This window comes from Streptomyces flavusporus (assembly GCF_046267975.1).
In the GTDB taxonomy this organism is placed as follows: Bacteria; Actinomycetota; Actinomycetes; order Streptomycetales; family Streptomycetaceae; genus Streptomyces; species Streptomyces flavusporus.
Genome location: NZ_CP176503.1, coordinates 1,376,199 through 1,399,415, shown reverse-complemented (window position 1 = coordinate 1,399,415; position 23,217 = coordinate 1,376,199). Strand labels below are relative to the sequence as shown.

At 72.2% G+C, this 23,217-nt stretch carries 19 protein-coding genes and 1 pseudogene; 6 read left to right on the top strand and 14 right to left on the bottom strand.

All coding sequences use genetic code 11. The annotated features are described in order from the left end of the window. Nucleotide 1: 1 nt before the first annotated feature. The 3 genes from ACKTSN_RS06955 to ACKTSN_RS06945 are packed head-to-tail and all read right to left on the bottom strand — an operon-like array spanning nt 2 to nt 2,519. The gene (locus ACKTSN_RS06955) at nt 2-781 is read right to left on the bottom strand and encodes an ABC transporter permease (protein ID WP_409468277.1); all 780 of its coding nucleotides are present in this window, start codon (nt 779-781) and stop codon (nt 2-4) included. Continuing rightward, nucleotides 778-1,551 carry an ABC transporter permease gene (locus ACKTSN_RS06950; RefSeq protein WP_409468276.1) on the bottom strand — a complete coding sequence of 258 codons (774 nt, stop codon included), beginning with the start codon at nt 1,549-1,551 and terminating at the stop codon, nt 778-780. Before ACKTSN_RS06950 ends, ACKTSN_RS06955 begins: the two co-directional genes overlap by 4 nt. After that, nucleotides 1,548-2,519, bottom strand: a complete 972-nt coding sequence (locus ACKTSN_RS06945) for an ABC transporter substrate-binding protein (RefSeq protein WP_409468275.1) — start codon at nt 2,517-2,519, stop codon at nt 1,548-1,550. Before ACKTSN_RS06945 ends, ACKTSN_RS06950 begins: the two co-directional genes overlap by 4 nt. A 154-nt stretch (nt 2,520-2,673) precedes the next feature. Between ACKTSN_RS06945 and ACKTSN_RS06940 the strand changes: the two genes are divergently transcribed. Beyond that, nucleotides 2,674-3,489, top strand: coding sequence for an IclR family transcriptional regulator domain-containing protein (locus ACKTSN_RS06940; RefSeq protein ID WP_409468274.1), 816 nt, complete (start codon nt 2,674-2,676; stop codon nt 3,487-3,489). Between the two features lie 143 nt (nt 3,490-3,632). Then, nucleotides 3,633-5,684, top strand: coding sequence for a phosphocholine-specific phospholipase C (locus ACKTSN_RS06935; RefSeq protein ID WP_409468273.1), 2,052 nt, complete (start codon nt 3,633-3,635; stop codon nt 5,682-5,684). 9 nt (nt 5,685-5,693) lie between these two features. Here the strand turns inward: ACKTSN_RS06935 and ACKTSN_RS06930 are convergent, their stop codons facing one another. Together ACKTSN_RS06930 and ACKTSN_RS06925 are read right to left on the bottom strand one after the other, a co-directional pair. Next, entirely contained in the window at nt 5,694-6,845 is a 1,152-nt protein-coding gene (locus tag ACKTSN_RS06930) for a hypothetical protein (protein WP_409468272.1), read from the bottom strand. Continuing rightward, a complete protein-coding gene (locus ACKTSN_RS06925; protein ID WP_409468271.1) occupies nt 6,842-7,639 on the bottom strand; it encodes a phosphatase PAP2 family protein in 798 nt (265 codons plus the stop codon). Before ACKTSN_RS06925 ends, ACKTSN_RS06930 begins: the two co-directional genes overlap by 4 nt. 191 nt (nt 7,640-7,830) lie before the next feature. On the opposite strand from ACKTSN_RS06925, the gene ACKTSN_RS06920 reads away from it, so the two are divergent. Beyond that, nucleotides 7,831-8,445: a TetR/AcrR family transcriptional regulator gene (locus ACKTSN_RS06920; RefSeq protein WP_409468270.1), complete on the top strand. Its 615-nt coding sequence runs from the start codon at nt 7,831-7,833 to the stop codon at nt 8,443-8,445. Between the two features lie 159 nt (nt 8,446-8,604). On the opposite strand, the gene ACKTSN_RS06915 is transcribed toward ACKTSN_RS06920, so the two are convergent. The 3 genes from ACKTSN_RS06915 to ACKTSN_RS06905 form a co-directional block, all read right to left on the bottom strand. After that, on the bottom strand, nt 8,605-9,594 hold the full coding sequence (locus tag ACKTSN_RS06915) for a DUF2510 domain-containing protein (protein ID WP_409468269.1): 990 nt from the start codon (nt 9,592-9,594) through the stop codon (nt 8,605-8,607). 76 nt (nt 9,595-9,670) lie between these two features. Beyond that, complete coding sequence (locus ACKTSN_RS06910) at nt 9,671-10,867, bottom strand: anhydro-N-acetylmuramic acid kinase (protein WP_409468268.1); 1,197 nt, start codon at nt 10,865-10,867, stop codon at nt 9,671-9,673. A 4-nt stretch (nt 10,868-10,871) separates the two neighbouring features. Next, nucleotides 10,872-12,161, bottom strand: a complete 1,290-nt coding sequence (locus ACKTSN_RS06905; RefSeq protein WP_409468267.1) for an MFS transporter — start codon at nt 12,159-12,161, stop codon at nt 10,872-10,874. Nucleotides 12,162-12,350: 189 nt separating this feature from the next. Between ACKTSN_RS06905 and ACKTSN_RS06900 the strand changes: the two genes are divergently transcribed. After that, entirely contained in the window at nt 12,351-15,020 is a 2,670-nt protein-coding gene (locus ACKTSN_RS06900; RefSeq protein WP_409468266.1) for an ATP-binding protein, read from the top strand. A gap of 423 nt (nt 15,021-15,443) precedes the next feature. Here the strand turns inward: ACKTSN_RS06900 and pcaD are convergent. The 4 genes and pseudogenes from pcaD to pcaH form a co-directional block, all read right to left on the bottom strand. Further along, a pseudogene (gene pcaD / locus ACKTSN_RS06895) lies at nt 15,444-16,280 on the bottom strand (3-oxoadipate enol-lactonase); the annotation flags it as partial. After that, the gene (gene pcaB / locus ACKTSN_RS06890) at nt 16,277-17,608 is read right to left on the bottom strand and encodes a 3-carboxy-cis,cis-muconate cycloisomerase (RefSeq protein ID WP_409468265.1); all 1,332 of its coding nucleotides are present in this window, start codon (nt 17,606-17,608) and stop codon (nt 16,277-16,279) included. The pseudogene pcaD and the gene pcaB, both read right to left, overlap by 4 nt. Beyond that, a complete protein-coding gene (pcaG, locus tag ACKTSN_RS06885) occupies nt 17,605-18,210 on the bottom strand; it encodes a protocatechuate 3,4-dioxygenase subunit alpha (protein ID WP_409468264.1) in 606 nt (201 codons plus the stop codon). The genes pcaB and pcaG overlap by 4 nt, the downstream gene beginning before the upstream one ends. Before the next feature lie 6 nt (nt 18,211-18,216). Next, nucleotides 18,217-18,990: a protocatechuate 3,4-dioxygenase subunit beta gene (gene pcaH, locus ACKTSN_RS06880; RefSeq protein WP_409468263.1), complete on the bottom strand. Its 774-nt coding sequence runs from the start codon at nt 18,988-18,990 to the stop codon at nt 18,217-18,219. Between the two features lie 239 nt (nt 18,991-19,229). On the opposite strand from pcaH, the gene ACKTSN_RS06875 reads away from it, so the two are divergent. Continuing rightward, entirely contained in the window at nt 19,230-19,694 is a 465-nt protein-coding gene (locus tag ACKTSN_RS06875) for a MarR family winged helix-turn-helix transcriptional regulator (RefSeq protein WP_409468262.1), read from the top strand. On the opposite strand, the gene ACKTSN_RS06870 is transcribed toward ACKTSN_RS06875, so the two are convergent. Continuing rightward, nucleotides 19,695-20,681: a DUF3048 domain-containing protein gene (locus ACKTSN_RS06870; RefSeq protein ID WP_409474761.1), complete on the bottom strand. Its 987-nt coding sequence runs from the start codon at nt 20,679-20,681 to the stop codon at nt 19,695-19,697. Between the two features lie 231 nt (nt 20,682-20,912). Here ACKTSN_RS06870 and ACKTSN_RS06865 point away from each other — a divergent pair, with 231 nt between their 5' ends. Then, the gene (locus ACKTSN_RS06865; RefSeq protein ID WP_409468261.1) at nt 20,913-22,103 is read left to right on the top strand and encodes a zinc-dependent alcohol dehydrogenase; all 1,191 of its coding nucleotides are present in this window, start codon (nt 20,913-20,915) and stop codon (nt 22,101-22,103) included. A gap of 17 nt (nt 22,104-22,120) precedes the next feature. Here the strand turns inward: ACKTSN_RS06865 and ACKTSN_RS06860 are convergent, their stop codons facing one another. Next, entirely contained in the window at nt 22,121-23,191 is a 1,071-nt protein-coding gene (locus ACKTSN_RS06860) for an ATP-dependent DNA ligase (protein WP_409468260.1), read from the bottom strand. Nucleotides 23,192-23,217: the final 26 nt, after the last annotated feature.

Sequence of the window (23,217 nt, the reverse complement as noted above, 5' to 3'; positions counted from 1 at the left end):
TTCACGGCGATCGCCTCGTGGCGGCGCGCAGCCCGTGGTACCAGCCGAGCGCCCGCCGCTCGACCAGCTGGAAGACGACCGACAGCACAAAGCCGAGCAGACCCAGCAGCAGGGTCCCGGTCCACATGTCGGGAATCGCGAAACCGCGCTGGAACTGGACGATGGTGAACCCCAGTCCGTTGCTCGCGGCGAACATCTCGCTGATGACCATGAGGATGATGCCGATGGACAGCGCCTGGCGCAGCCCCGCGAAGATCTGCGGGCTCGCCGACCGCAGGACGACACTGCGCAGGCGGGCCACGCCCGTGATGCCGTAGGAACGGGCCGTCTCCGCCATCACCGGGTCCACCGCCCTGACACCCTCGACGGTGTTGAGGAGGATCGGCCACACGCAGCCGCTCGCGATCACGGTCACCTTCATCGTGTCGCCGATGCCGGCGAACAGCATGATGACCGGGACGAGCACGGGTGGCGGCACGGCCCGCAGAAACTCCAGGACCGGCTCGCACACCGCCCGCACCCGGCGGTAGGAGCCGATGACCGTGCCGAGCGCCACGCCCACCACGGCGGCCGCCGCACAGCCGCCCGCCAGCCGCAGCACACTGGGCAGTACGTCCGTCCGCAGCCGCTCGCCGGTCCACACCTCGGGGAACGTCTCCAGGATCGTGCGCAGGGGCGGCCAGTACACGTTCGTACTGCCGTCGGACGCCACCCACCACACCACGACCAGCACCGTGGGCAGGGCGAGCACCGACACGAGCCGCAACAGTACGTGTCTCACACCGCCACCTCCCCGCGCACCGACTGGTGCCAGGCCAGCGTCCGCCGCTCCACTGTCCGCGCGCCCACGTTGATCAACAGCCCCAGCACTCCGGTGACCACGATCAGCGCGTACATCTCGGGCACCGCCTGCGAGGTCTGCGCGACCGCGATACGGGCGCCCAGCCCAGGCGCGCCGATGACGAGTTCGGCGGTCACGGCGAGGATCAGCGCGACGGCCGCCGCCAGCCGCACGCCGGTCATGACGTACGGCAGCGCGGTCGGCCACAGCACATGGCGGATCCGCGCCCAGGTGCCCAGGCCGTACGACCGTGCCGTCTCGTCGGCGACCGGGTCCACGTCCTGGACGCCGTACAGAACCTGGATCAGCACCTGCCAGAACGCCGCGTACACGACCAGCAGGAGCACCGAACGAAGTTCCGTTCCGTACAGCAGCACGGCCAGGGGGATCAGCGCGACGGACGGGATGGGGCGCAGGAACTCGATCGTCGACGCCGTCGCCTCGCGCAGGTACGGCACGACCGACACGACCAGCCCGACCGCGACTCCCGCGCCGACCGCGATCGCCAGGCCCAGCGCCCAGCCGGTGAGGGTGTCGCCGAGCGCCGTCCAGAAGGCGCCGTCCGTGACCTCCCGGCCGAGGGCGTCGGCGATACGGGTGGTGGGCGGGAAGTGGTCGTCCTTGACCAGGCCGAGACGCGGCACCGCCTCGCCCAGGGCGAGGAAGGCCGCGAGCCCGGCCGCACCGAGTGCGAGGTTCACGCCCCTCACGGCAGCAGCTGGTCCAGATCCGGCGGCGAGTCGAACAGGCCGTCCTCTTCCTCGAGCTTCTGCAACGCCTCGATGGAGGAGCGGTTCGCCTCGGCCGGCCACTTCGGCAGGGTCACCTGCTCCAGCACCGGTGCGGGGATCTTCGTGTACGTGGTGATGATCTCGCGGACCTCGTCCGGGTGGGAGTCGGCGTAGGCGAGGGACTCCGCCATGGCCTCCTGGAACTTCTTCACCACGTCCGGGTTCTGCTGCGCGTACTGCGTGGAGGTGAAGTACATGGCGACGGTGAGGTCCGGGGCGACATCGACCATGGGCGAGGCGATCTCCCGGCCGCCCTGGCTCTTGACGGTGGCGAGCGCGGGCTCGACCACCATGGCGGCGTCGATCCGCCCGCCGTCGAGAGCGGCGGGCATCTGGTCGAAGGCGAGCTCGACGAACTCCACCTCGTCGGGGTCGCCGCCCGCCTTGCGCACCGACGCGCGCACCGCGGTCTCGTTGATGTTCTTCAGCGTGTTGATGGCGACCTTCTTGCCCTGAAGGTCTTTCGGGGACTTGATCGGGCTGTCCTCCTTGACCGTGATCGCCCAGGCGTCCTTGCCCGGCTCGCCGGTTGACGCGTTGCCGTTGGCGACGGCCTTGACGGGCACGTTGGTGGACTGGGCGATCAGTAGCGAGGTCACGTTGGAGAAGCCGAACTGGAACTGTCCGCTGACCACACCCGGCACGATCGCCGCGCCGCCCTGCGCGGTGGTCATCTCCAGTTTCAGGCCGTGCTTGTCGAAGACGCCCTTCTCCTGACCGAGGTAGAGAGGGGCGACGTCGACGATGGGGATGAGCCCCACCTTGACGGTGGTCGTGCCGCCGGACGACGTGCCCTTGCCCGACTCACCGGAGCCGTCGGACGAGCCACAGGCCGCCGTGACGAGCAACAGAGCACCGATGGCCAGACCGGCGAGTGGACGACGCATGGCTCCTCCTGTACAGACAACGGTGTTCCGACAGGTGTGCGCACAGCGCACAGTGGTGCTCATTTCGTGCTCAGCGGGAAAGTAGAACTGCCCGACCGCCGGGTCAACACTCTTGACCGGCAGGGTTGTTGACGGCCGTTGACTGGAGGCGAAGATGCCCGCCGATGTTCGCGCCCCGCACTTCGTGAGGTCCTTCGAGCGTGGCCTCGCGGTCATCCGTTCCTTCGACGCCGAGCACCCCGCGCGCACCCTCAGCGAGGTGGCCCGTGCCTGCGGACTCACCCGTGCCGCCGCCCGCCGGCTGCTGCTCACCCTCGTCGACCTCGGCTACGTCCGCTTCGACGGCCGACTGTTCTGCCTCACCCCGCGTGTGCTGGAACTCGGCTACGCCTACCTCGCCGGTTTCACGCTGCCGCAGATCGCCACGCCTCACCTGGAGCAACTCGTCGCGGAACTGCGGGAGTCGTCCTCGCTGTGCGTGCTCGACGGCGACGACGTGGTGTATGTGGCGCGGGTGCCGGCCCGCCGGATCATGTCCGAGACGATCACCGTCGGGACCCGCTTCCCGGCGCTCGTCACCTCGGTGGGCCGGGCGATCGTCGCGCACCTGCCGGACGAGCAGATCGACGCCCGGCTCACCCGCGCCGAACTGCGCCCCCTGACCGGTCGCACGATCACCTCACCCGACGCCCTGCGCGTCGAACTCGGCCGGGTACGGCGGCAGGGCTACGCGCTCGTCGACCAGGAACTGGAAGAGGGGCTCCGCTCGGTCGCGGCGCCGGTGCGCGACCGGCACGGCGCGGTCGTAGCCGCCGTCAACCTCGCCGTCCACGCAGGCCGTGCCTCCGTCGCCTCTGTCCGCCGCGAACTGCTCCCGCACCTGCTCGCGACCGTGGCGCGGATCGAGGCGGACCTGCGCGGCACCGAGGCGGCACGAGCCGTTTCGTCCGGTACCGCGCCGAGTGGCTGAGGAGCACCCCGTGTACGCGCGACTTTCACAGCAGCGCCACCGGACCCTTCCCTGACGTTCGGTGCTCTTGGAACACTCCTTCCGCGCGCATTCCGTCACACCCCGGCCGGTCGAACTCCGTCAGGACGAGAGGTCCCTCACCCATGCCCGAAGTCAACCGGCGCAGATTCCTCCAGATAGCGGGAGCCACCACGGCCTTCACCGCCCTGGCCAGCAGCATCGAGCGTGCCGCCGCGCTCCCGGCCAACCACCGTTCGGGGACGATCGAGGATGTCGAGCACATCGTCGTCCTGATGCAGGAGAACCGTTCTTTCGACCACTACTTCGGCAAGCTGAGGGGTGTCCGCGGCTTCGGCGACCCGCACCCGGTGACGCTGGACAACGGCAGGTCGGTGTGGCACCAGGCCCAGGACGGCAGGGAAGTGCTGCCCTTCCACCCGACCGCCGACGACCTCGGAATGCAGTTCCTCGAGGGCCTGCCGCACGGCTGGACGGACGGCCAGCAGGCCTACAACGCAGGCAAGTACGACCAGTGGCTGCCCGCGAAGGGCACCACGACCATGGCCTACCTGACCCGCGAGGACATCCCCTTCCACTACGCCCTTGCCGACACCTTCACGGTGTGCGACGCCTACCACTGCTCGTTCATCGGCTCCACCGACCCGAACCGCTACTACATGTGGTCGGGTCACACGGGCAACGACGGCCGGGGCGGTGGCCCGGTCCTGGGCAACGACGAACTCGGCTACGACTGGACGACGTATCCCGAACGCCTGGAGCAGGCCGGGATCTCCTGGAAGATCTACCAGGACATCGGCGACGGCCTCGACGCGGCCGGCTCCTGGGGCTGGATCGAGGACGCCTACCGAGGCAACTACGGCGACAACTCGCTGCTGTACTTCAACAAGTACCAGAACGCCCAGCCCGGTTCGCCCTGGTACGACAAGGCCCGCACCGGCACCGACGTCAAGAACGGCGACGGCTACTTCGACCGGCTGCGCGCCGACGTCCAGGCCGGCAAGCTGCCGCAGATCTCCTGGATCGCCGCCCCCGAGGCCTTCTCCGAGCACTCCAACTGGCCCTCGAACTACGGCGCCTGGTACATCGCCCAGGTCCTGGACGCGCTCACCTCCAACCCGGCGGTCTGGGCGAAGACGGCCCTGTTCATCACCTACGATGAGAACGACGGCTTCTTCGACCACCTGGTGCCGCCGCTCCCGCCGAAGTCCGCCGCGCAGGGCAAGTCCACGGTCGACGTCTCCCTCGACCTCTACCCGGGCGACAGCAAGCGCCCGGCCGGCCCGTACGGCCTCGGCCCGCGCGTGCCGATGCTGGTCGTCTCCCCGTGGAGCAAGGGCGGCTACGTCTGCTCCGAGACCCTCGACCACACCTCGATCGTCCGGTTCATGGAGCGCCGCTTCGGGGTCGAGGAGCCGAACATCTCGCCGTGGCGGCGCGCGATCTGCGGCGACCTGACGTCGGCGTTCGACTTCTCCCGCAAGGACACCAGGCCGGCCGCGCTGCCCGACACCGACGGCTACGAGCCGCCGGACCGCGAGCGGCACCCCGACTACCGGCCGACACCGCCGGCCGACCCGGACATGCCCCGGCAGGAGCGGGGCCTGCGGCCGGCCCGCCCCCTGAAGTACGCCCCGCTGGTGGACGGTTCCGCGGACGTGGCCGCCGGGACGTTCACGCTCACCTTCGCCTCCGGCGCGAAGGCCGGCGCCGCCTTCCTCGTCACCTCCGGCAACCGCACCGACGGGCCGTGGACGTACACCACCGAGGCCGGCAAGAGCATCTCCGACACCTGGAACTCGGCGTACTCCGGCGGCTCGTACGACCTGACCGTGCACGGCCCCAACGGCTTCCTGCGCGTCTTCAAGGGCCCGAACAAGGTGGCCGGCCCGGAGGTCACCGCCCGGCACAGGGGCGACGACATCGAGCTGACCTTCACCAACAGGGGGTCCGGCACGGTGCAGCTGAAGGTGGCCGACGGCTACCGCGGGCGGACCCGGACCGTGCGTGTGCGCGGCGGCGCGACGGTACGGCAGACCGTCGACCTGGCGGTGAGCCGGCGGTGGTACGACCTCACCGTCACCTCCGATGCCGACCCGGCCTTCGTGCGGCGCTTCGCCGGGCATGTCGAGAACGGGCGGCCCGGTGTGAGCGATCCGGCGATCGTCACGGAGTAGGTGCTCGGCTCAGAGTGGGGTGAGGTGCCCCGGGCCGGTGTGCGGGTTCCGGGGTGCCAGCGCGGCGCCGAGGCCGGGCGCAAGGAGAGCGGTCAGCAGGGGGTCCGGGAGGTCCGGCTGGTGCGCGGCTTCCTGGGCGGCGACCGGCGTCGTCGCTGGGGGGTGGGTCGCGCTGCCCGGCGCCGGCGGGGTGCCTCCCCCAGAGGGGGGACCCCCAGCGCCCACCCGTGCCGCCCTGGGGGTCTCTCCAGGCCGTTCAGGCACTGGGGGAGGCACGACTGCCCGCGGCTTGACGGGTCCGCCGTGCCCCTGCGCGACTACCCGGCCCCCCGCGTCTCCGGCCCGGTGCGCCGCCCTCGTCAGCAGCATCACGCCCCGCGCTGCCAGGGCCGCGCCCGTCGCCGCGGTGAGGATGCCCGCTGGGCCGCCCCGTAGTCGTTCACCCAGCAGGGAGAGGCCGATGAGTGCGGCGGCCACCGGGTTGGACAGGGTCACCACGGCGAGCGGGGCGCCCAGGCCCGCCCGGTAGGCGATCTGTGACAGGAGCAGGCCGCCCACCGCGAAGGCGGCGACCAGTACGGCCACCCCGATGACCTGCGCGCTGAGCAGGGGGCCGGAGTCGTCGGTCGCGGCCACCGTGACGGTCTGGGTGAGCGCCGAGCCGACGCCGGAGGCGACGCCGGACGCGGTCGCGTGCCGCAGGCCGCTCCGGCCGCCCGGCCGGGCCAGCGCGCCGACCAGCACCGCCGCCGTACCGGCCACCGCGAGCGCCTCGGGCACACTGAGCGTGTCGTCGGGCGTCGGCCCGGACGCCGTGACGAGCAGCGCGGCCAGCCCGACGAGGGTGAACGCGGTGCCCCGCCACTCGACCGGGCTGACCTTCCGTCCCGCCAGCCGGGCGCCCATCGGCACCGCCGCGACCAGGGTGAGCGCGCCCAGCGGCTGCACCACGGTCAGCGGACCGTAGGTGAGGGCGACGATGTGCAGCAGTGCGCCGGAGGAGTTCAGCCCCACCGACAGCCACCACGCCCCGCTGCCGAGCAGCCGCAGCAGACCCGAGCCGGAGCTCCGGGCGGCCAGCCGTTCCTGGGCGACGGCGGCGGCCGCGTAGGCGACGGCGGAGAAAAGGGAAAGGACGACGGCGACCACGGTGGCGCTCATCGGCCCGCCGCCACGAGCACCGGCTCTTTGGTGGGTACGCGGTCGTTCGCGGCAGGCCGGACCGTGACGGTCGTCCGGAGCGGCGGACGGATCACCGCGAGCGCACCGCCCAGCAGCACGGCCGCCGCGATCGCGTCGAGCCAGTAGTGGTTCGCCGTCCCGACGATCACCAGCAGGGTCAGCAGCGGGTGCAGCAGCCACAGCCACCGCCATCGCGACCAGGTGGCGACGATCAGGCCGATCGCCAGCATCAGCGCCCAGCCGAAGTGCAGCGAGGGCATCGCCGCGAACTGGTTCGACAACTGGTCGGTCTCCGGGGAGCCGTACACCGACGGCCCGTACACCTGCCCCGTGTCCACGAGCCCCGCCTCCGCGAGCATCCGCGGCGGCGCGAGCGGGAACGTCAGATGCAGCACCAGCGCGGCGGCGGTGACCGCGGCGAGCGCTCGGCGCGCCCAGACGTAGTGCCTCGGGCGCCGCACGTACAGCCAGACCAGGAAGGCCGCGGTGGCCGGGAAGTGGACCGTCGCGTAGTAGGTGTTCGCGAGGTGCACCAGGGTGTCACCGTGCAGCAGCGCGGACTGCACCGCGCCCTCCCCGGGCAGCCGGACGGCTCGTTCCAGGTCCCAGACGTGGTCCGCGTTGCGGAAGGCCTCGCCGGTGTGGCCCGTCGCCAGCAGCCGGCCCGACTTGTAGATGGCGAAGAGCCCTGCGACGAGCAGCAGCTCACGGACGATCGGCGGTCGCGCTATCGCGTCGGTCTCCGCTTCGGCAGGCTCGGTGCGGGCATTCATCCCCCGGCCCTTTCACTGACGGTGGTGCATGTGTGGTTCGGGTGGTACGACGAAGCCATCGATACGATGCCGTACCGATACGCCAGTGTACCGATACGACTGAGTACCGGTACACTGGCGTATCGATAACGTGCGACACACTGGAGAGCGGGCCCCGTTGGGCCGCCGGACGCGAGCGAGGAGACCAACCGATGACGTCGCAGGCCGCGGACCGACCGGAGACGGTCGGCGCCTCGCGCCGCTCCAAGCTGACGCGGGAGCGTGAGCAGGAGTTCTTCCACGCCGTGCTCGAGCAGATCCGCGAGTGCGGCTACGACGCCGTCACCATGGACGGCGTCGCCGCCAGCACCCGGTGCAGCAAGTCCACGCTGTACCGGCAGTGGAAGACCAAACCCCAGTTCGTAGCGGCGGCCCTGCGCTCGAACGCCTGCCCGTGCTTCGCCGGTATCGACACCGGCTCGCTGGCCGAGGACCTGCGCCAGGCCGCGCGGGCCGCGGGCGAGAGGTCGGGCAAGGACAGCCGGCTGATGCAGGCACTCGGTCACGCCGTGGTGGAGGACCGGGAACTCCAGCAGGCGCTGCGTGAGGCGCTGGTCGAGCCGGAGATCGCCGCGATCAGGGAGATGCTGCAGCGTGGGGTGGAGCGCGGGGAAGTTCCCGCCGACCATCCGGCGCTGGAGTACGTACCGGCGCAGATGTTCGGCGTCCTGCGCGTCCGGCCGGTCCTGGACGGCGAGGACGCCGACGGGGACTATCTGCTCCGGTTCCTGGAGGCCGCCGTGCTGCCCGCACTCGGCCTCACCTGAGACCCGGGCCGCCGTCCACGGGATGACTGGACGACCGGCCTGCCTGCGCCGCACCGTGGGGACGGGGGCGGCGCGCACCCCCCGGCCGGGTGGGGTTCCTCTTGAGCGGAGAGGCGCCCCACCCGGCCGATCGGTGTCGTGCCCCGGTGGGCGGGCGCGTCAGACGTTCTGCCCGTTGCCGCCGCCCGCCGACTCCTCGATGCCCTCGGTGATCTCGTCGATGACGGACACCTTCTGGTCGGCGTCCACCCCGAACCGGACCACGACCAGCTGACCGGAGTCGGCGGGTGAGGGGAAGGCGAGCGACTCGACGTAGCCGTCGGCGCCCTTGCTGGTGATGGCCTTCCAGCGGACCAGGTAGCCCTTCTGCCCGGCCACGGTCACCGCCTTGGACGCCAGCACCTCGTGCGAGGTGATCTCGCCGTACGTGGTGCCGCCGTAGGACTCCTCGGCGTTCGCGGCGATGTCCGCCTTCGCGACCTCCTCCGGCGTGCTGCCCTCGGTGCCCAGCACCTCGGCGGGCGCCGAGTACGCACCGCCCTTCGTGCAGGACTTGGACGTGTCGCCCGGGCACTCGTAGGTGTCGTCGGAGGTCAGCTGCGCGCCCACGCTGAAGGCCTGGCCGGTCCAGCCCTCCGGCACCGGGAGGCTGATCCCGTTGACCGCGTCGGACACCGTGCCGCCCCCCTCGACCTCCGGCGCCCGGGACTCATCCGGCCCGGGCGACTGACCGTCGCCGAAGGGCCCGCCGCTCGGGCCGTCGGACGGACCGGAACCGCCCGGCCCCTGCTGCGAGTCGGCGCGGTTCGCGCCGCCGCCGTCGTCCTTCGTCAGCGCGTACACGCCGACGCCTATGCTCGCCAGGACCACGGCGGCGACCGTGACCGCTATGCCCGTGCGCAGACCGCGCCGCGGGGCGGCGGGCGGCTGGGCGGGATACCCCGGGTACCCGGGATATCCCGGATATCCGGGTTGCGTCGGGTACGCACCGGCGGTGGGCGGCCCCGCCGGGGGACCCCAGGCGGCGGCGGACCCCGCGGGACGGGTCCGGTCCGTCCATGCCCTGCCGTCCCACCAGCGCTCGGTGGCGGGACCGTCACTTGTCTGCCCGGGGTCGGGATACCACCCGGGGGGAGTCTCCTGCGTCATGCCCCCACCGTATGAGGCGTCGGTGAAAGGCGGATGAGAGGGATCGCCTCCCCATGTCACACGGGCTGCCCCCGGATCATTCCAGCGCCAGCCGCACCGGCCCCTTCCCGGCCGCCGCCGGCGGCAGCCGTAGCCCGTCCCGTCCCGGCGTCACCGACCCCAGCACGCTCGGATGCCGGGCACCCGTGCTCGCCGGCACCGTGCCGGGCAGACCGTGCGCCGTCAGGAACCCCAGCACCGCGAACGCGTACGCCTCCTTGGCGTCCGAGGGCAGCCCGAGTTCGTCGGAGGCGCGCACCGGCACGCCCGGCAGCTGATCGCCGAGCATGCCCATCAGCACCGGGTTCCGGGTTCCGCCGCCGGACGCGATCACCTCCGTGGCCTCCACCGCGCGCACGGCGTCGGCGACCGTTCGGGCGGTGAGCTCGGTGAGCGTCGCGATCACGTCCTCGGCGGGCAGCGTTCCGACGCCGGCCAGGGCCGTGTGCAGATAGCCGACGTGGAACAGCTCCTTGCCGGTCGTCTTGGGCGCGGGCAGCGCGTAGTACGGCTCGGCCAGCAGCCGGTCGAGCAGCACCGGACGGACCCGGCCGCGGGCGGCCAGGGCACCGTCCACGTCGTACGCCAGCCGCCCGCCGCTGAACCCTCCCCCAGACTCCGTCCGGGGGGACCCCCATCTCGCTTCGCTCGCCGCCGCGTCGATCAGCGCACACCCCGGCCCCGTGTCGAAGGCGGTGCCGTCGGGCGCGGTGAGGTTGGCGATCCCGCCGAGGTTCAGGGCGACCGGCGTGCCCGGCCGGCCGCGCAGCCACAGCAGGTCGACCAGGCTGACCAGCGGTGCCCCTTGGCCGCCGGCGGCGATGTCCCGGGGCCGGAAGTCGGCGACCACGGGCAGGCCGGTGGCCTCGGCGATCCACGCGGGCTGCCCGAGCTGCAACGTGCCGTGCACCCGGCCCTCGTCCACCCAGTGGAAGACGGTCTGCCCGTGCGAGGCGACCAACTCGGCCCGCCCGTCGCACAGTTCACGGTCGGCCCGGACGGCCGCCGCCGCGAAGGCCTGCCCGATCCGTGTGTCGAGTCGGCACACCTCGGCCATCGAGACGGACCCCGGCGGCAGCGCCGCCGCGAGCGCCGCCCGCAGCTCGTCGTCGTACGCCTCGCTCACCATGCCGAGCGGCTTCAGTACCAGGCTGTCACCGACGAGGCTCAGCTCGGCCGCCGCCGCGTCGATGGCGTCGTACGACGTGCCGGACATCAGCCCGATCACCCGCATCCGGTCAACTCGCTTTCCCAGTAACGCCCTTCACCGGAACCGTGGCGAGGGCCAGCACGCTCACCGCGCAGGTGGCCGCCGCGTAGTACGCGGGGATGTCCACGTTTCCGGTCCGTTCGATCGTCTCCGTGATGATGAGTCCGGCACAGCCCGAGAACACGGCATTGGACAGGGCGTAGGCGAGTCCCAGGCCGGTGTAGCGCACGGTCGTCGGGAACATCTCCGACAGCATCGCCGGCCCGGGACCCGCCATCAGTCCCACGACCGCACCCGCACCGAACACGGCCGCGCCCTTCACCGCGTTCGACCCACCGGGGTCCTGAAGAAGGTTCAGCAGCGGAACCGCGAGGAACACCACGAGCAGCGCACCCGTCAGCATCACGGCCCGCCGCCCCACCCGGTCGCTGAGCAGCCCCGCCGGGACGATCGTCACCGCGAAGCCGAGATTGGCCAGCACCGTGGCGATCAGCGCCTGCTGGAAACTCGCGTCGAGCGTGCTCTGCAGGTAGGCCGGCAGCACGACCAGGAACGTGTACCCGGCCGCCGCCCAGCCCATGATCCGCCCCGCACCGAGCGCGATCGCCCGCACGACCTCACGCACGGGCGGACTCTCCGGCGCCACCTCGCGCTCGTGGCGGAAGGCCGGCGTCTCGTCCAGCCGGAGCCTGAGCCACAGCGCGCCCAGCCCCAGCGGCAGCGTCAGCAGAAACGGCAGCCGCCAGCCCCAGTCGCCCAGCTGATCCTCCGTCAGCACGGTGGCCAGCAGCGCCGCCGCCCCCGCACCACCCAGCAGCCCCAGTGCCACCGTGAACGACTGCCAGGACCCGTACAGCCCTCGCCGCCCCGGCGGAGCGAACTCCGTCATCACCGCCACCGCCCCACCGAACTCCCCGCCCGCGGAGAGCCCCTGAAGCACCCTCAGGAAGGTGAGCAGCCAGGGCGCCAGAGCGCCGACCGTCTCATACGTCGGCAGCACGCCGATCAGTGTCGTCGCGCCCGTCATCAGCCCGATCACCAGGATCAGCACCGGGCGGCGGCCGATCCGGTCACCCAACCGCCCGAACAGCGCCGCGCCGACGGGCCGGAAGAAGAACGCCAGCGCGAACGATGCGTACGTCTTCACCAGCGCCTCGACCTCGCTGCCGCCCTCGGGGGTGAAGAAGCGCGCCGCGATGATCGTGGCGAAGTAGCCGTAGACGCCGAACTCGTACCACTCGATGAAGTTGCCCACCGATCCCGCGACCAGGGCCCGTCGGGACCGAACCGTGCCCTGATCCTGGAAAGTCGCCTTCATTCCCAAGAGTATTGACGGTCGGTGACGCACAGGGGAGCCGGACACGGAACCTTCGCGTCGACCGTCCGGGCCGGCGGCACTCGGTGTCACCCGACACGGAAACAGGTCGCCGGACAGGCCACCGCTCGGGCAACGGGGCGGCTACGCTCGGGCCCGTACGTCGTTCGGGCGACTTGGGGAGGTAGCGGGATGACGGAGGTAGGGCCGACGGCGGCCGCCTCGGGATCCCTGTGGGAGCGCGACGACGAAGTCGCCGCCGTCGCCCGGGCGGTCGACACGCTGTGCGCCGACCGCTCGTCCTCGGGCGGCCTGCTGATGTTCCGGGGCGAGGCCGGACTCGGCAAGACCGCGCTGCTCGCCGAGACCCGCCGCATCGCCGAGGAACGCGGCTGCACGGTGTGGTCGGCCCGCGGCGGCGAGACCCTCCGGTCCGTCCCCTTCAACGTCGTCCGCCAACTGCTCCAGCCCGCCCTTGTGTCGCTGCTGCCCGAGGAGGCCCGCGAGTACCTCGGCGACTGGTACGACATCGCCGGCCCCGCCCTCGGCATAGCGGACCCCGGCGGGCGGCAGGCCGACCCGCAGGGCGTGTGCGACGGACTGGTCGCCGCCGTGCGCCGGCTGGCCAAGCGGGAGTGGCCGCTGGTGCTGCTGATCGACGACGCCCACTGGGCCGACCAGGAGACCCTGCAGTGGCTGGCCGCGTTCGCCGAGCGGCTGCACGACCTGTCCGTGCTGGTCGTGGTGGCCCGCCGGCCGGGCGAGGTGAGCGGTGAGAGCGCCCGCCACCTGGACGCGGTGGCCGCCGCCGCGGGCCGTCCCGAGACCACGCTGAGCGCCCTGACCCCGGACGCCACCGCCGGACTCACCCGCGCCACCGTCGGCGAGCACGCCGACGCCCCGTTCTGCCGCGAGGTCTGGGCCGTCACCGGCGGCAACCCCTACGAGACCGTCGAACTCCTCGCCAAGGTGCAGGACAGCGAGCTGGAGCCGACCGAGCCCTCGGCCGGCGAACTGCGCGCCCTGAACCGCTCGGCCCGCGGCGGCGGCTTGGTCGCCCGCCTGGAGGGGCTCGGCATCGACGCCACCCGGTTCGCCTGGGCGGCCGCCATCCTCGGCACCGGCATCTCCGTCGACCTGGTCGCCCAACTCGCCACCATGGGCCACGACGACGCGGTGCGCTGCGCCGAACTGCTGCGCAGCGCCCGTATCCTCACCGCCCCCGACCCGGCCAACACCCGGCCCGGCGGCGACCTGGAATTCGTCCATCCACTGATCGCCACCGCCGTCTACAACTCCATCCCGGACGCCCTGCGCACCGCCATGCACGGCATCGCCGCCCAGATCGTCACCGACTCCGGACTCGGCGCCGCGGCCGCCTCCCGCCACCTCCTCCAGGTCCACCCGGACGACGACGCCGAACTCGTCGAGCAACTGCGCGAGGCCGCCCGCGAGCACCTCGCCGTCGGCGCCCCCGACGCGGCCCGCCGCTGCCTCGAACGCGCCCTCAAGGAGCCGCCCCGGCCCGAGGTCCACGCGCGCGTGCTCTACGAACTGGGCTGCGCCGGCCTGCTGACCGCGCCCGCCACCACCATCGGCCACCTCCGGACCGCGCTCGCCATGCCCGGCCTCGACGGTCCCGCCCGCGTCGACGCCGTCTTCCGCCTCTCCCAGGCCCTTCTCCACAACGACCAGCTGGAACAGGCCGTGCGCACCGTCGAGGCCGAGGCCGCCCGGCACGAGGAGGGACCCGCCCGGATGCGGCTGCGGGCCGTGCAGTACATGTGGGAGGGCATCTACGCGGGCGAGGCCGCCACCCCCGGCCGCTCCCAGCGCCTCGCCGACCTGGCCCGCACCTGCACCGGCCGGGACAACTCCGAACGCGCCCTGCTCATCCTGCGCGGTTTCGACGCCATGACCCACGGCGAGAACGCCGAGGAGGTCGTCGAGCTGTGCGACCGGGCCCTCATCAACGGCCGCCTCGCACCCGGCCTCGGCTGGACCGACACCCAGTGGGGCGTCGAACTGCTGATGATGCTGGGCAGTTCCTACGCCTACGCCGACCGGCTCGACCGCGCCGAGAACCTCTTCGCCGAGGCCCTGCGCACCTACACCACGGCCGGCTGGAGCGGCGGCCACCTCGCCCTGGCCAACGCCTTCCTCGGCCTCGCCTTCCGCCGCCAGGGCCGCCTGAAGGACGCCGAGGCCGTGCTGCGCGAGTCGCTGCGGCTGGCCGAACGGGTCGGGCGCGGACTGCCCCTGTACTGGTCGGCGACCTGCGGACTCGTCGACACCCTGCTGGCCCGCGGCCATGTCGAGGAGGCCTGGACGACGGCCGAGACGTACGGCTTCGCCCCGCCCTACCCGTCGACCATCGTGCTGCCCGACACCCGCTCCGTGCGCGGCCGGCTGCTGCTCGCCGTGGGCCGCACCGAGGACGGCGTCAACGAACTGGAGGCGGCCGAGAAGGCGGCGGCCTCCCGCGGCGGCCACAACCCGGTGCTGGCCCCCTGGACCGTCGACCTCGCCCTCGCCACCGAGGACCCGGCCCGCGCCGGGCGACTCGCCGCCGACGCCCGCCGCCAGGCCGAGCGGTTCGGCACCGACACCGCCATCGGCGAGGCCCTGCGCTGCGCCGCCGCCCTGGAGACCGGCCAGCGCAAGGTACGGCTCGCCGCACAGGCCGTCACCTACCTGGAGGCCTCGCCCTGCCAGTACGAACACGCCGCCGCCCGCATCGAGTACGGCCTCGCCGCCCGCTCCACGTCCGAGCTCAACCGGGGTCTGACGCTGGCCCGCTCGTGCGGGGCGGACGGCCTGGCGATGCAGGCGCGGCAGGGGCTGGCGGCGCTGGAGGGGTAGTAACTGCTCGACGGGCAGTGTGCACGAGGCCGAGATAACTCGATCGTGTGATGGTCCGCTCGCGCGCTTGCGGCGCACTGGTACGACTGGGTTAACGTGATCGTGCGATCTGGGACGCCGGGTACGGCGCCAGCGTGCGGAGCCCCCGCTCCACCAGCGTGATGGTTCGGGGCCTCTCCGTCGCCTCTGGCCGTAGCCAACTGGCCAGGTCGCACAGGGAACTGGCCTCCCGGGCCCGGACCACGCACAGGATGCGTGTCGCCGCCCCGGGGTCGAGTACGCCGGGGACCAGTGCGCCCAAGACCGTTCGGGGCGTGCGGCTGAGCGGGCTCACTCCTGCTCAGTCTTCAGGAACGGTAGCGACGGCGCTGGAAGGGTGACGACGGCGCGCTCGTCACATCAGCCTGGTGTGCCGTCCTCCTCAAAAGGGGTCTGCCGTGCCTGCGCCCGGTCGACGTGGGCGTCGCCGAGCACCTCCCGGCGGACCTCCATGCCGCGCCGGGCGGCACCGTCGAAGTGCGCCCGCAGGGCGGTCAGAACCGCCTCGGGGCATTGCGCGGGCGCCAGATGCGAGGCCCCCGGGATCTCCACGAGTGCGGCTCCCGGCACGGCGTCCGCGATCTCCCGCAGATGCGCGGGCGGCGTCGCCGGATCGTCCCGCCCGGCGATCAGCAGCGTGGGCGCGGAGATCTGCGCGAGCCGGTCCCGCAGGTCGAATGCGGCGAGCGCGTCACAGCAGGCCGAGTACGCCGCCGGGTCGGCGTCCCGGTGGTCCTGGACCAGCCGGGGCACGGTGAACCCCGGTGTGAACCAGCGGGCGTCCGCGTTCTCGGCGAGCGAGGCCAGTCCCTCGCGGCGCACCAGCGCGGCCCGCTCCTCCCACGGCTGCGCACCGTTGAAGTGGGCCGACGAGCAGATCACGGCCAGGGACGACACCCGCTCCGGGTGATGCACCGCCAGCTGCAGGCCCACCGCACCGCCCAGCGACACACCGGCGTACGCGAACCGTTCGACACCGAGCGAGTCGGCGAGCGCGAGCACCAGGTCGGCGAGGTCACCGACGGTGGCGCCGGGCCCGATCAGTTCCGCCGCCGAACCTCCGTGTCCCGGCAGGTCCCAGCGGACCACCCGGTGGGTGACGGACAGCTCGGGCGCGACCCTGTCCCACAGGGCGTGGGAGGTGCCCAGCGACGGCCCGAGCAGCAGTGGGGGAGCCGAAGCGGGGCCCTCGACCCGGTGGTTGAGGAGTTTCCCGGTCAACGTCGCTCCAGAGAAAGGTCGGTGAGGGCGCCGGCAGAGCCGGTGTAGTGGGTGGGGTCGGTGAGCTCGCGCAGGTCGACGTCCTTCAGTTCCGGCTCTTCTGCGAGGAGTTCGGCGAGCGAGCGTCCTTCGGGGTAGGTGCGTCCGGCGAGCCGCGTGAGCAGCTCCTTCGCTCGGGCCCGCCCCAGCAGCGGAGCCAGTTCGGCGGACAGCCGCTCCGAAACGATCAGTCCGTGCGTGAGGTCCAGATGCTCCCGCATGACGTCCGGGTGGACCCGCAGCCCCTCGGCCAGTTCGGCGGCGTCGCGTGCGGCCCCGCCGGTCAGTCGCAGCAGATCCCGCAGCGCCTCCCACTCCGCGTGCCAGGCCCCGGCCGGTCGCTCGTCCTCGGCGGCCAGCGCCCCGTAGAGCGTGGCTGCGAGCTGCGGTGCGCGCCGCGCTGCGGCGGCGATCAGGGTGGACCGTACGGGATTGGCCTTGTGCGGCATCGCCGACGAACCCCCGCCACTGCTCTCCGTGACCTCGGCGATCTCGGTGCGGGACAGGGTGAGCACATCCACGGCGATCTTGCCGAGCGCCCCGGCCGCGAAGGCCAGACATCCGGCGAGGTCGGCGATCGGCGTGCGCAGCGTGTGCCAGGGCAGGACCGGTGGCCGCAGGCCGAGTTCACGGGCGAACGCCGCAGGCAGGGCGGTCGGCTCGCTCACCCCGTACGCGCCGAACGCCGCCAACGTCCCGGCCGCCCCGCCGAGTTGAGCGGGCAGCCCGTCCCGTACGGCCGCCACCCGGTCCCGTGCGTCCAGTACCAGCGACCGCCAGCCGGCCGCCTTCAGCCCGAACGTCGTCGGGACGGCGTGCTGGGTGAGGGTGCGGCCGGGCATCGCGGTGTCGCGGTGCCCGGCGGCCAGCCGGGCCAGCGCCCGCTCCACGCGGGCGAGATCGGCCAGGACGAGGCCCAGGGCGCGCGTCGCGACCAGCATCGTCGCCGTGTCCATGATGTCCTGGCTGGTCGCACCCCGATGGACATACGGCCCGTACTCCGCACCGACCGCCTTCGTCAGGTCGGCGACCAGCGGGATGACCGGGTTGCCACCTCCGCGGGCGCGCTCCGCCAGCGACCGTACGTCGAAACGGTCGGCGTGGGCCGCCTCGGTCACGGCCGTGGCGGCCTCGGCCGGGGCCAGTCCCCGCGAGGCCTGTGCGCGGGTCAGGGCGGCCTCCGCGTCGAGCAGCGCCTGGAGGTAGGCGGTGTCGCTCGTCGCGGACGCGGCAGGGGAGCCTGCCCACCCGGGGGCGAGCAGGCCGGGTTCGGGAACGGCAGCTGTCACCGGAACTCCAGGAAGACCGTCTCGCCTTCGCCCTGAAGGCGGATGTCGAAACGGTAGGCGCCGTCGCCGTCCGCGCGGGCGATCAGCGTGTCGCGGCGCGCCTCGGCCAGCTGGGACAGCAGCGGGTCCCCGGCGAGCGCGGCCTCGTCGCCCGGCAGGTAGATCCGGGTGAACAGGTGAACGAGCAGCCCGCGCGCGAAGACACACACGCTGAGGTACGGCGCGCTCTGCCCGCGTGCCCCGGGCCGGAGCGTGCGCGCGGTCCAGTGGCCGTTGACGTCGGTCTGGATGCGGCCCCAGCCCGTGAACTCCACCCCGTTGCGGCCCAGGAAGCCGCCGCCGGCCGGGTCGCGCCGCATCGATCCGTCGACCTGCGGCAGGTTGCCGTCCGGGTCGGGACCCCACAGCTCCACGAACGCGTCCGGCAGCGGCTTGCCCTCGCCGTCGAGCACGTAACCCTGCAGGGCGATGGTGTCCGGGTGGCCGACCGGGGCGATGTCGCCGCCGCCGGGGAAGGGCAGGGCGTGGCCGTAGAAGGGGCCCACCGTGTGCGACGGAGTGGGGAGCACGGTCTCCGGGCGGCTCGTGTCGATCTTCGTCATGGCAGGTCAGCGCCCTTCTTCGAGCCAGGTGGCGTTCGGCCCGTCGAGCACGATGTCCCAGTGGTAGCCCATCGAGAACTCCGGGACCGACAGGCTGTGGTCGTACGTCGCGACCAGCCGCTGCCGGGCCGCGTCGTCCGTCACCGACTGGATGATCGGGTCGTAAGGGAACAGCGGGTCGTTCGGGAAATACATCTGCGTCACGAGCCGCTGGGTGAACGCCGTACCGAACAGCGAGAAGTGGATGTGGGCCGGCCGCCAGGCGTTGAGGTGCTGGCGCCACGGGTAAGGGCCAGGCTGGACGGTGGTGAACTTGTAGAAGCCGCTGTCGTCGGTCAGCGTGCGGCCGACACCCGTGAAGTTCGGGTCCAGCGGGGCGTCGTGCTGCTCGCGTTGGTGGGCGTACCGGCCTGCGGAGTTGGCCTGCCAGATCTCGATCAGCTGGCCCCGGATCGGGCGACCGTCCCGGTCCAGCAGCCGGCCGGAGACGGTGATGCGCTCGCCGATCGGCTCGCCGGTGTGCTGCCGTGTCAGGTCGTTGTCGATCTCGGTGATGTCCCGCTCGCCGAAGGCGGGGGAGGCCAGCTCCACCAGCTCCGGATCCCTGGCCACGTCGATCGCGACCAGCGGCTGCTTGGGATGCCGCAGCAGCGAGGAGCGGTACGGGGCGTAGTCGCGGCGCGGATGGTGCTCGACGGGACCGCCGTCGGCGACCCGCTTCTCGTACGCGGCGTGCTCGGCCGCGATCTCCTGGTCGATGTCGTGCTGGGTGAGAGCCATGAGGTTCCTACTGTTCGAGCTTCGCAGCGGTCCTGACGGTGATCGACAAGCCCCATCTCTTCCGATCCCAATTACTCAGGACACTGAGCAATTCAGTGAACTTTCCTTCACGTTGTCACTCGTGTACGCCGACGTCAAGACCTCAGGCGACGCTCCGTTCGATGGCCGGCCTGCCAAAGACACGCGCACACGGTGCGATACCGTCAGTGCACTGACCGAATCGACCACTGGGAGCGGACATGGCTGCGGTGGACCTCGCCCACCACCCCGGGCACCTGGCCCGGCGGCTGCAGCAGGCGCACCACCTGCTGTGGAACACGATGGTCTCCGAGGAGATCACCTCGCCGCAGTTCGCCGTCCTCAACGCCCTCGTCGACGAGCCGGGCCTGGACCAGCGCACGGTGGGGGAGCGGGTGGGGCTCGACCGGTCCACCATCGCCGAGGTGATCAGCCGGCTCGGCCGCCGGGGGCTGCTGGACAAGGTCCGCGACCCGCAGGACGGCCGCCGCTTCCTGCTGCGCCTGACCGACGACGGCCTGCGCACCCATCGCAAGCTGTCGGTGCGCACGGCCCGGATGAACCAGGTCTTCCTGGCTCCGCTCTCCGCCGCCGAGCAGACCCAGTTCCTCGATCTCCTCCGCCGGGTCTCGGACGCGGCCGAGGGGCTCCGCAACCCCGTGGAACCCCTCGTCGCCCAGCCCTGATCAGGCCTTCGCCAGCACCATCCACACCTGGCCCGTGGCGAAGTTCACCGGCGCGCCCCGCTCGGTCGTGAACCGGGTGTCGTCGTCGGCTGACGCGCGCTTCCAGTGCACGTCGTACGCCCTCCCGTCGCGCAGCACCGTCGCTTTCCCCGAGCCGACGGTCTCGGTGTACGGAGTGTTGTTGCCCCGGGAGTCGAAGTACTCGGACGGGCGCAGCCGCACGTACTGCACGACGACCGTCGCGGGAGCCACCCGCGCGCCGTCGGTCGTCACCATGGCCGTCCCGTCCATCGCGACCAGATAGCGGTCGTGGTTCTCGGACCAGGTGAAGGTGAAGCGGGCCGCCGGGTAGCGCACCGTCCGGGTCGTCTCCGCCGTGCCGCCGGCCGGCGGGGCGCCGTAGGTGAAGCCGGGGGTGAGAGCGTCCGGACCCGGAGCCGAGGGCAGCAGTCGCAGCGGGCGCAGATACAGGTTGTGCGGGGCGGGCCTTTCCTTGGCGCGGTAGTAGGCGCCGGGCGTGCGGTCGGGCGGCTCGGCGCGCAGCGGCGCCCGGTCGATCAGCGGCAGCAGCTTGCGCTGTGCGCCGGAGAAGGCGAGCGTGGGCCGGTCGAACTGGCGCAGCAGTTCCAGATCGCTCTCGCGGGCGCTGCGCACCGGCCCGACGGTTTCCGGCAGCCTGGTCGCGTACACCGCCAGCAGCCGGCTCAGCCCGCCCTCGACCTGCTCGACGTACACGATGTCCGCTTCGCCCAGGCCGGTGTGCGGCCGCGCCCTGCGCGCGTTGTCGATCTTCACAGCGAGCACCGAACCGACATCGCCGATGCCACTGTCCTCCGGGCTCGGCGTCGGCTTCGGCACGGGCGGCGGCCGGTCGTCGGGCGGTGGTCCGCCGCCGTTCGTGCAGCCTGCTGTCAGGACGGCCGTCATCGCCGCGGCCAGCAGCACCGCCGTCGTGGCGGCACGCCGCACCCGCGCCCTGCGTTCCATGCCCACCGTCGCCACCCACCCACTCCCGCGTCCCTGATTGTGCGCTTATCGGCTCATCGCTCGCCATACCTGAGCAGATCCGGTCACTCGGTGGCGCGAGATGCGCCAACGGCTCGCGGTGAGTACACCGATCGGCCCAGGCGGGGCCGCGCGGTTCGACACGGGAGGCCCGGGTACCCGGGCGGCACCCAGGGCGGGCAACCGTGGAGGCGACGGAGGGAGCGCGGGGCGATGAGGGCTGTGACATGGCAGGGCAAGCGGGACGTCCGGGTGGAGAACGTGCCCGATCCGCGGATCGAGGAGCCGACCGACGCCGTCATCCGCGTCACCTCGACCGGGCTGTGCGGCTCCGACCTGCATCTGTACGAGGTGCTCACACCGTTCATGACGCCGGGTGACATCCTCGGCCACGAGCCCATGGGCATCGTCGAGGAGGTCGGGCCCGGCGTACCGGACCTGGCGGCGGGCGACCGGGTCGTCGTGCCGTTCCAGATCGCCTGCGGCAGTTGCTGGATGTGCCTCAACTCGCTGCCCACCCAGTGCGAGACCACCCAGGTGTCCGGCGAGGGCATGGGCGCCGCTCTGTTCGGCTACACCCGTCTGTACGGTGCGGTACCGGGCGGCCAGGCCGAGTACCTGCGGGTCCCGCAGGCCCAGTACGGTCCGATCAAGGTGCCGGAAGGCCCGCCCGACGACCGGTTCGTGTACCTCTCCGACGTCCTGCCCACCGCCTGGCAGGCGGTCTCCTACGCGGACCTGTCCCAGGGCGGCAGCATTGCCGTGCTCGGGCTCGGCCCGATCGGGGACATGGCCTGCCGGGTCGCCCAGGTCCGTGGCGCCGGGCGGGTGTTCGGGGTGGACCTGGTCAGCGACCGGCTGCGGCGGGCGCGGGCGCACGGCGTGGAGACGTACGACCTCAGGGTCTTCGACAGCGAGAAGGAACTCGTCGCCGCGATCCGCGACGAGACCGACGGCCGCGGCCCCGACGCCGTGATCGACGCGGTCGGCACCGAGGCGCACGGCAGCCTCGCCGCCCGGCTCGCCCAGCAGGCCTCCACGATGCTGCCCCGGAAACTGAGCGGTCCGCTCGCCGAACGCTTCAGCGTCGACCGGCTCGCCGCCCTGCACACCGCCATCGAGCTGGTGCGCCGCGGCGGCACCCTGTCCCTCGTCGGCGTGTACGGCGGCACCGCCGACCCGCTGCCGATGCTCACCATGTTCGACAAGCAGCTCCAGATCCGGATGGGCCAGGCCAACGTACGCCGCTGGAGCGACGAGATCTTTCCCTATCTGACCGACGAGGACCCGCTCGGTGTCGACGACTTCGCCACCCACCGGCTGCCGCTCGACGAGGCGCCGCGGGCGTACGAGATGTTCCAGCACAAGCGGGACGGTGCCGTGAAGGTGCTGATGAGGCCCTGACTCAGGCCTGGGGCGGCTCAGGCCTGGGGGGCGAAGATCTCCGCGAGGTCGTAGCGCACCGGCTCCTCCAGCTGGGCGTAGGTGCAGCTCTCCGGCGTCCGGTCCGGGCGCCAGCGGCGGAAGCGGGCCGTGTGCCGGAAACGCACCCCGTTCTCCAAGTGGTCGTACGCCACCTCGCACACCCGCTCCGGCCTGAGCGGCGCCCAGGACAGGTCCTTCTTGCCCGACCAGCGGCTCGGCGCGCCCGGCAGCCGCGCCGACTCGTGCGCCGCCTCCTCCGCCCAGGCCGCCCACGGATGACCCGAGACGTCGTCCATGCGCAGCGGCTCCAGCTCCTCCACCAGTTCGGCGCGCCGCTCCATGGAGAACGCGGCGGACACACCCACGTGCTGGAGCGTGTCCCGGTCGTCGTACAGACCGAGCAGCAGGGAGCCGACGACCGGGCCGCTCTTGTGCAGGCGGTACCCGGCGACGACGACGTCCGCCGTCCGCTCGTGCTTGACCTTGTACATGGCCCGCTCGTCCTGGAGATAGCGCAGCGTGAGCGGCTTGGCGACCACTCCGTCCAGGCCCGCCCCCTCGTACTGCTGGAACCAGTGCCGCGCCATCTCGATGTCGGTGGTCGCCGGCGCCACGTGCACCGGGGCCCTCACCCCGGACAGCGCCATGACCAGCAGCGCACGCCGGTCACCCAGGGGCACCTCGAGGAGCGACTCGTCGGCCAGTGCCAGCAGGTCGAAGGCGACGAAAGAGGCCGGTGTATTCTCCGCCAGCATCCGCACCCGGGAGTCGGCCGGGTGGATGCGCTCGGTGAGCGCGTCGAAGTCGAGCCGCCCCTCCCGCGCGATCACGATCTCCCCGTCCAGCACACAGCGTTCCGGCAACCGCTCCTTCAACGCGGCCACCAGCTCCGGGAAATACCTGGTCAACGGCTTGGTGGTACGGCTGCCGAGCTCCACCTCGTCCCCGTCGCGGAACACGATCGTCCGGAACCCGTCCCACTTGGCCTCATAGTGCATGCCCGGAGGGATCTTCGCCACGGACTTGGCGAGCATCGGCTTGACGGGCGGCATCACCGGCAGATCCATGGTTAGATTTTGCGCCACGCGGGCGT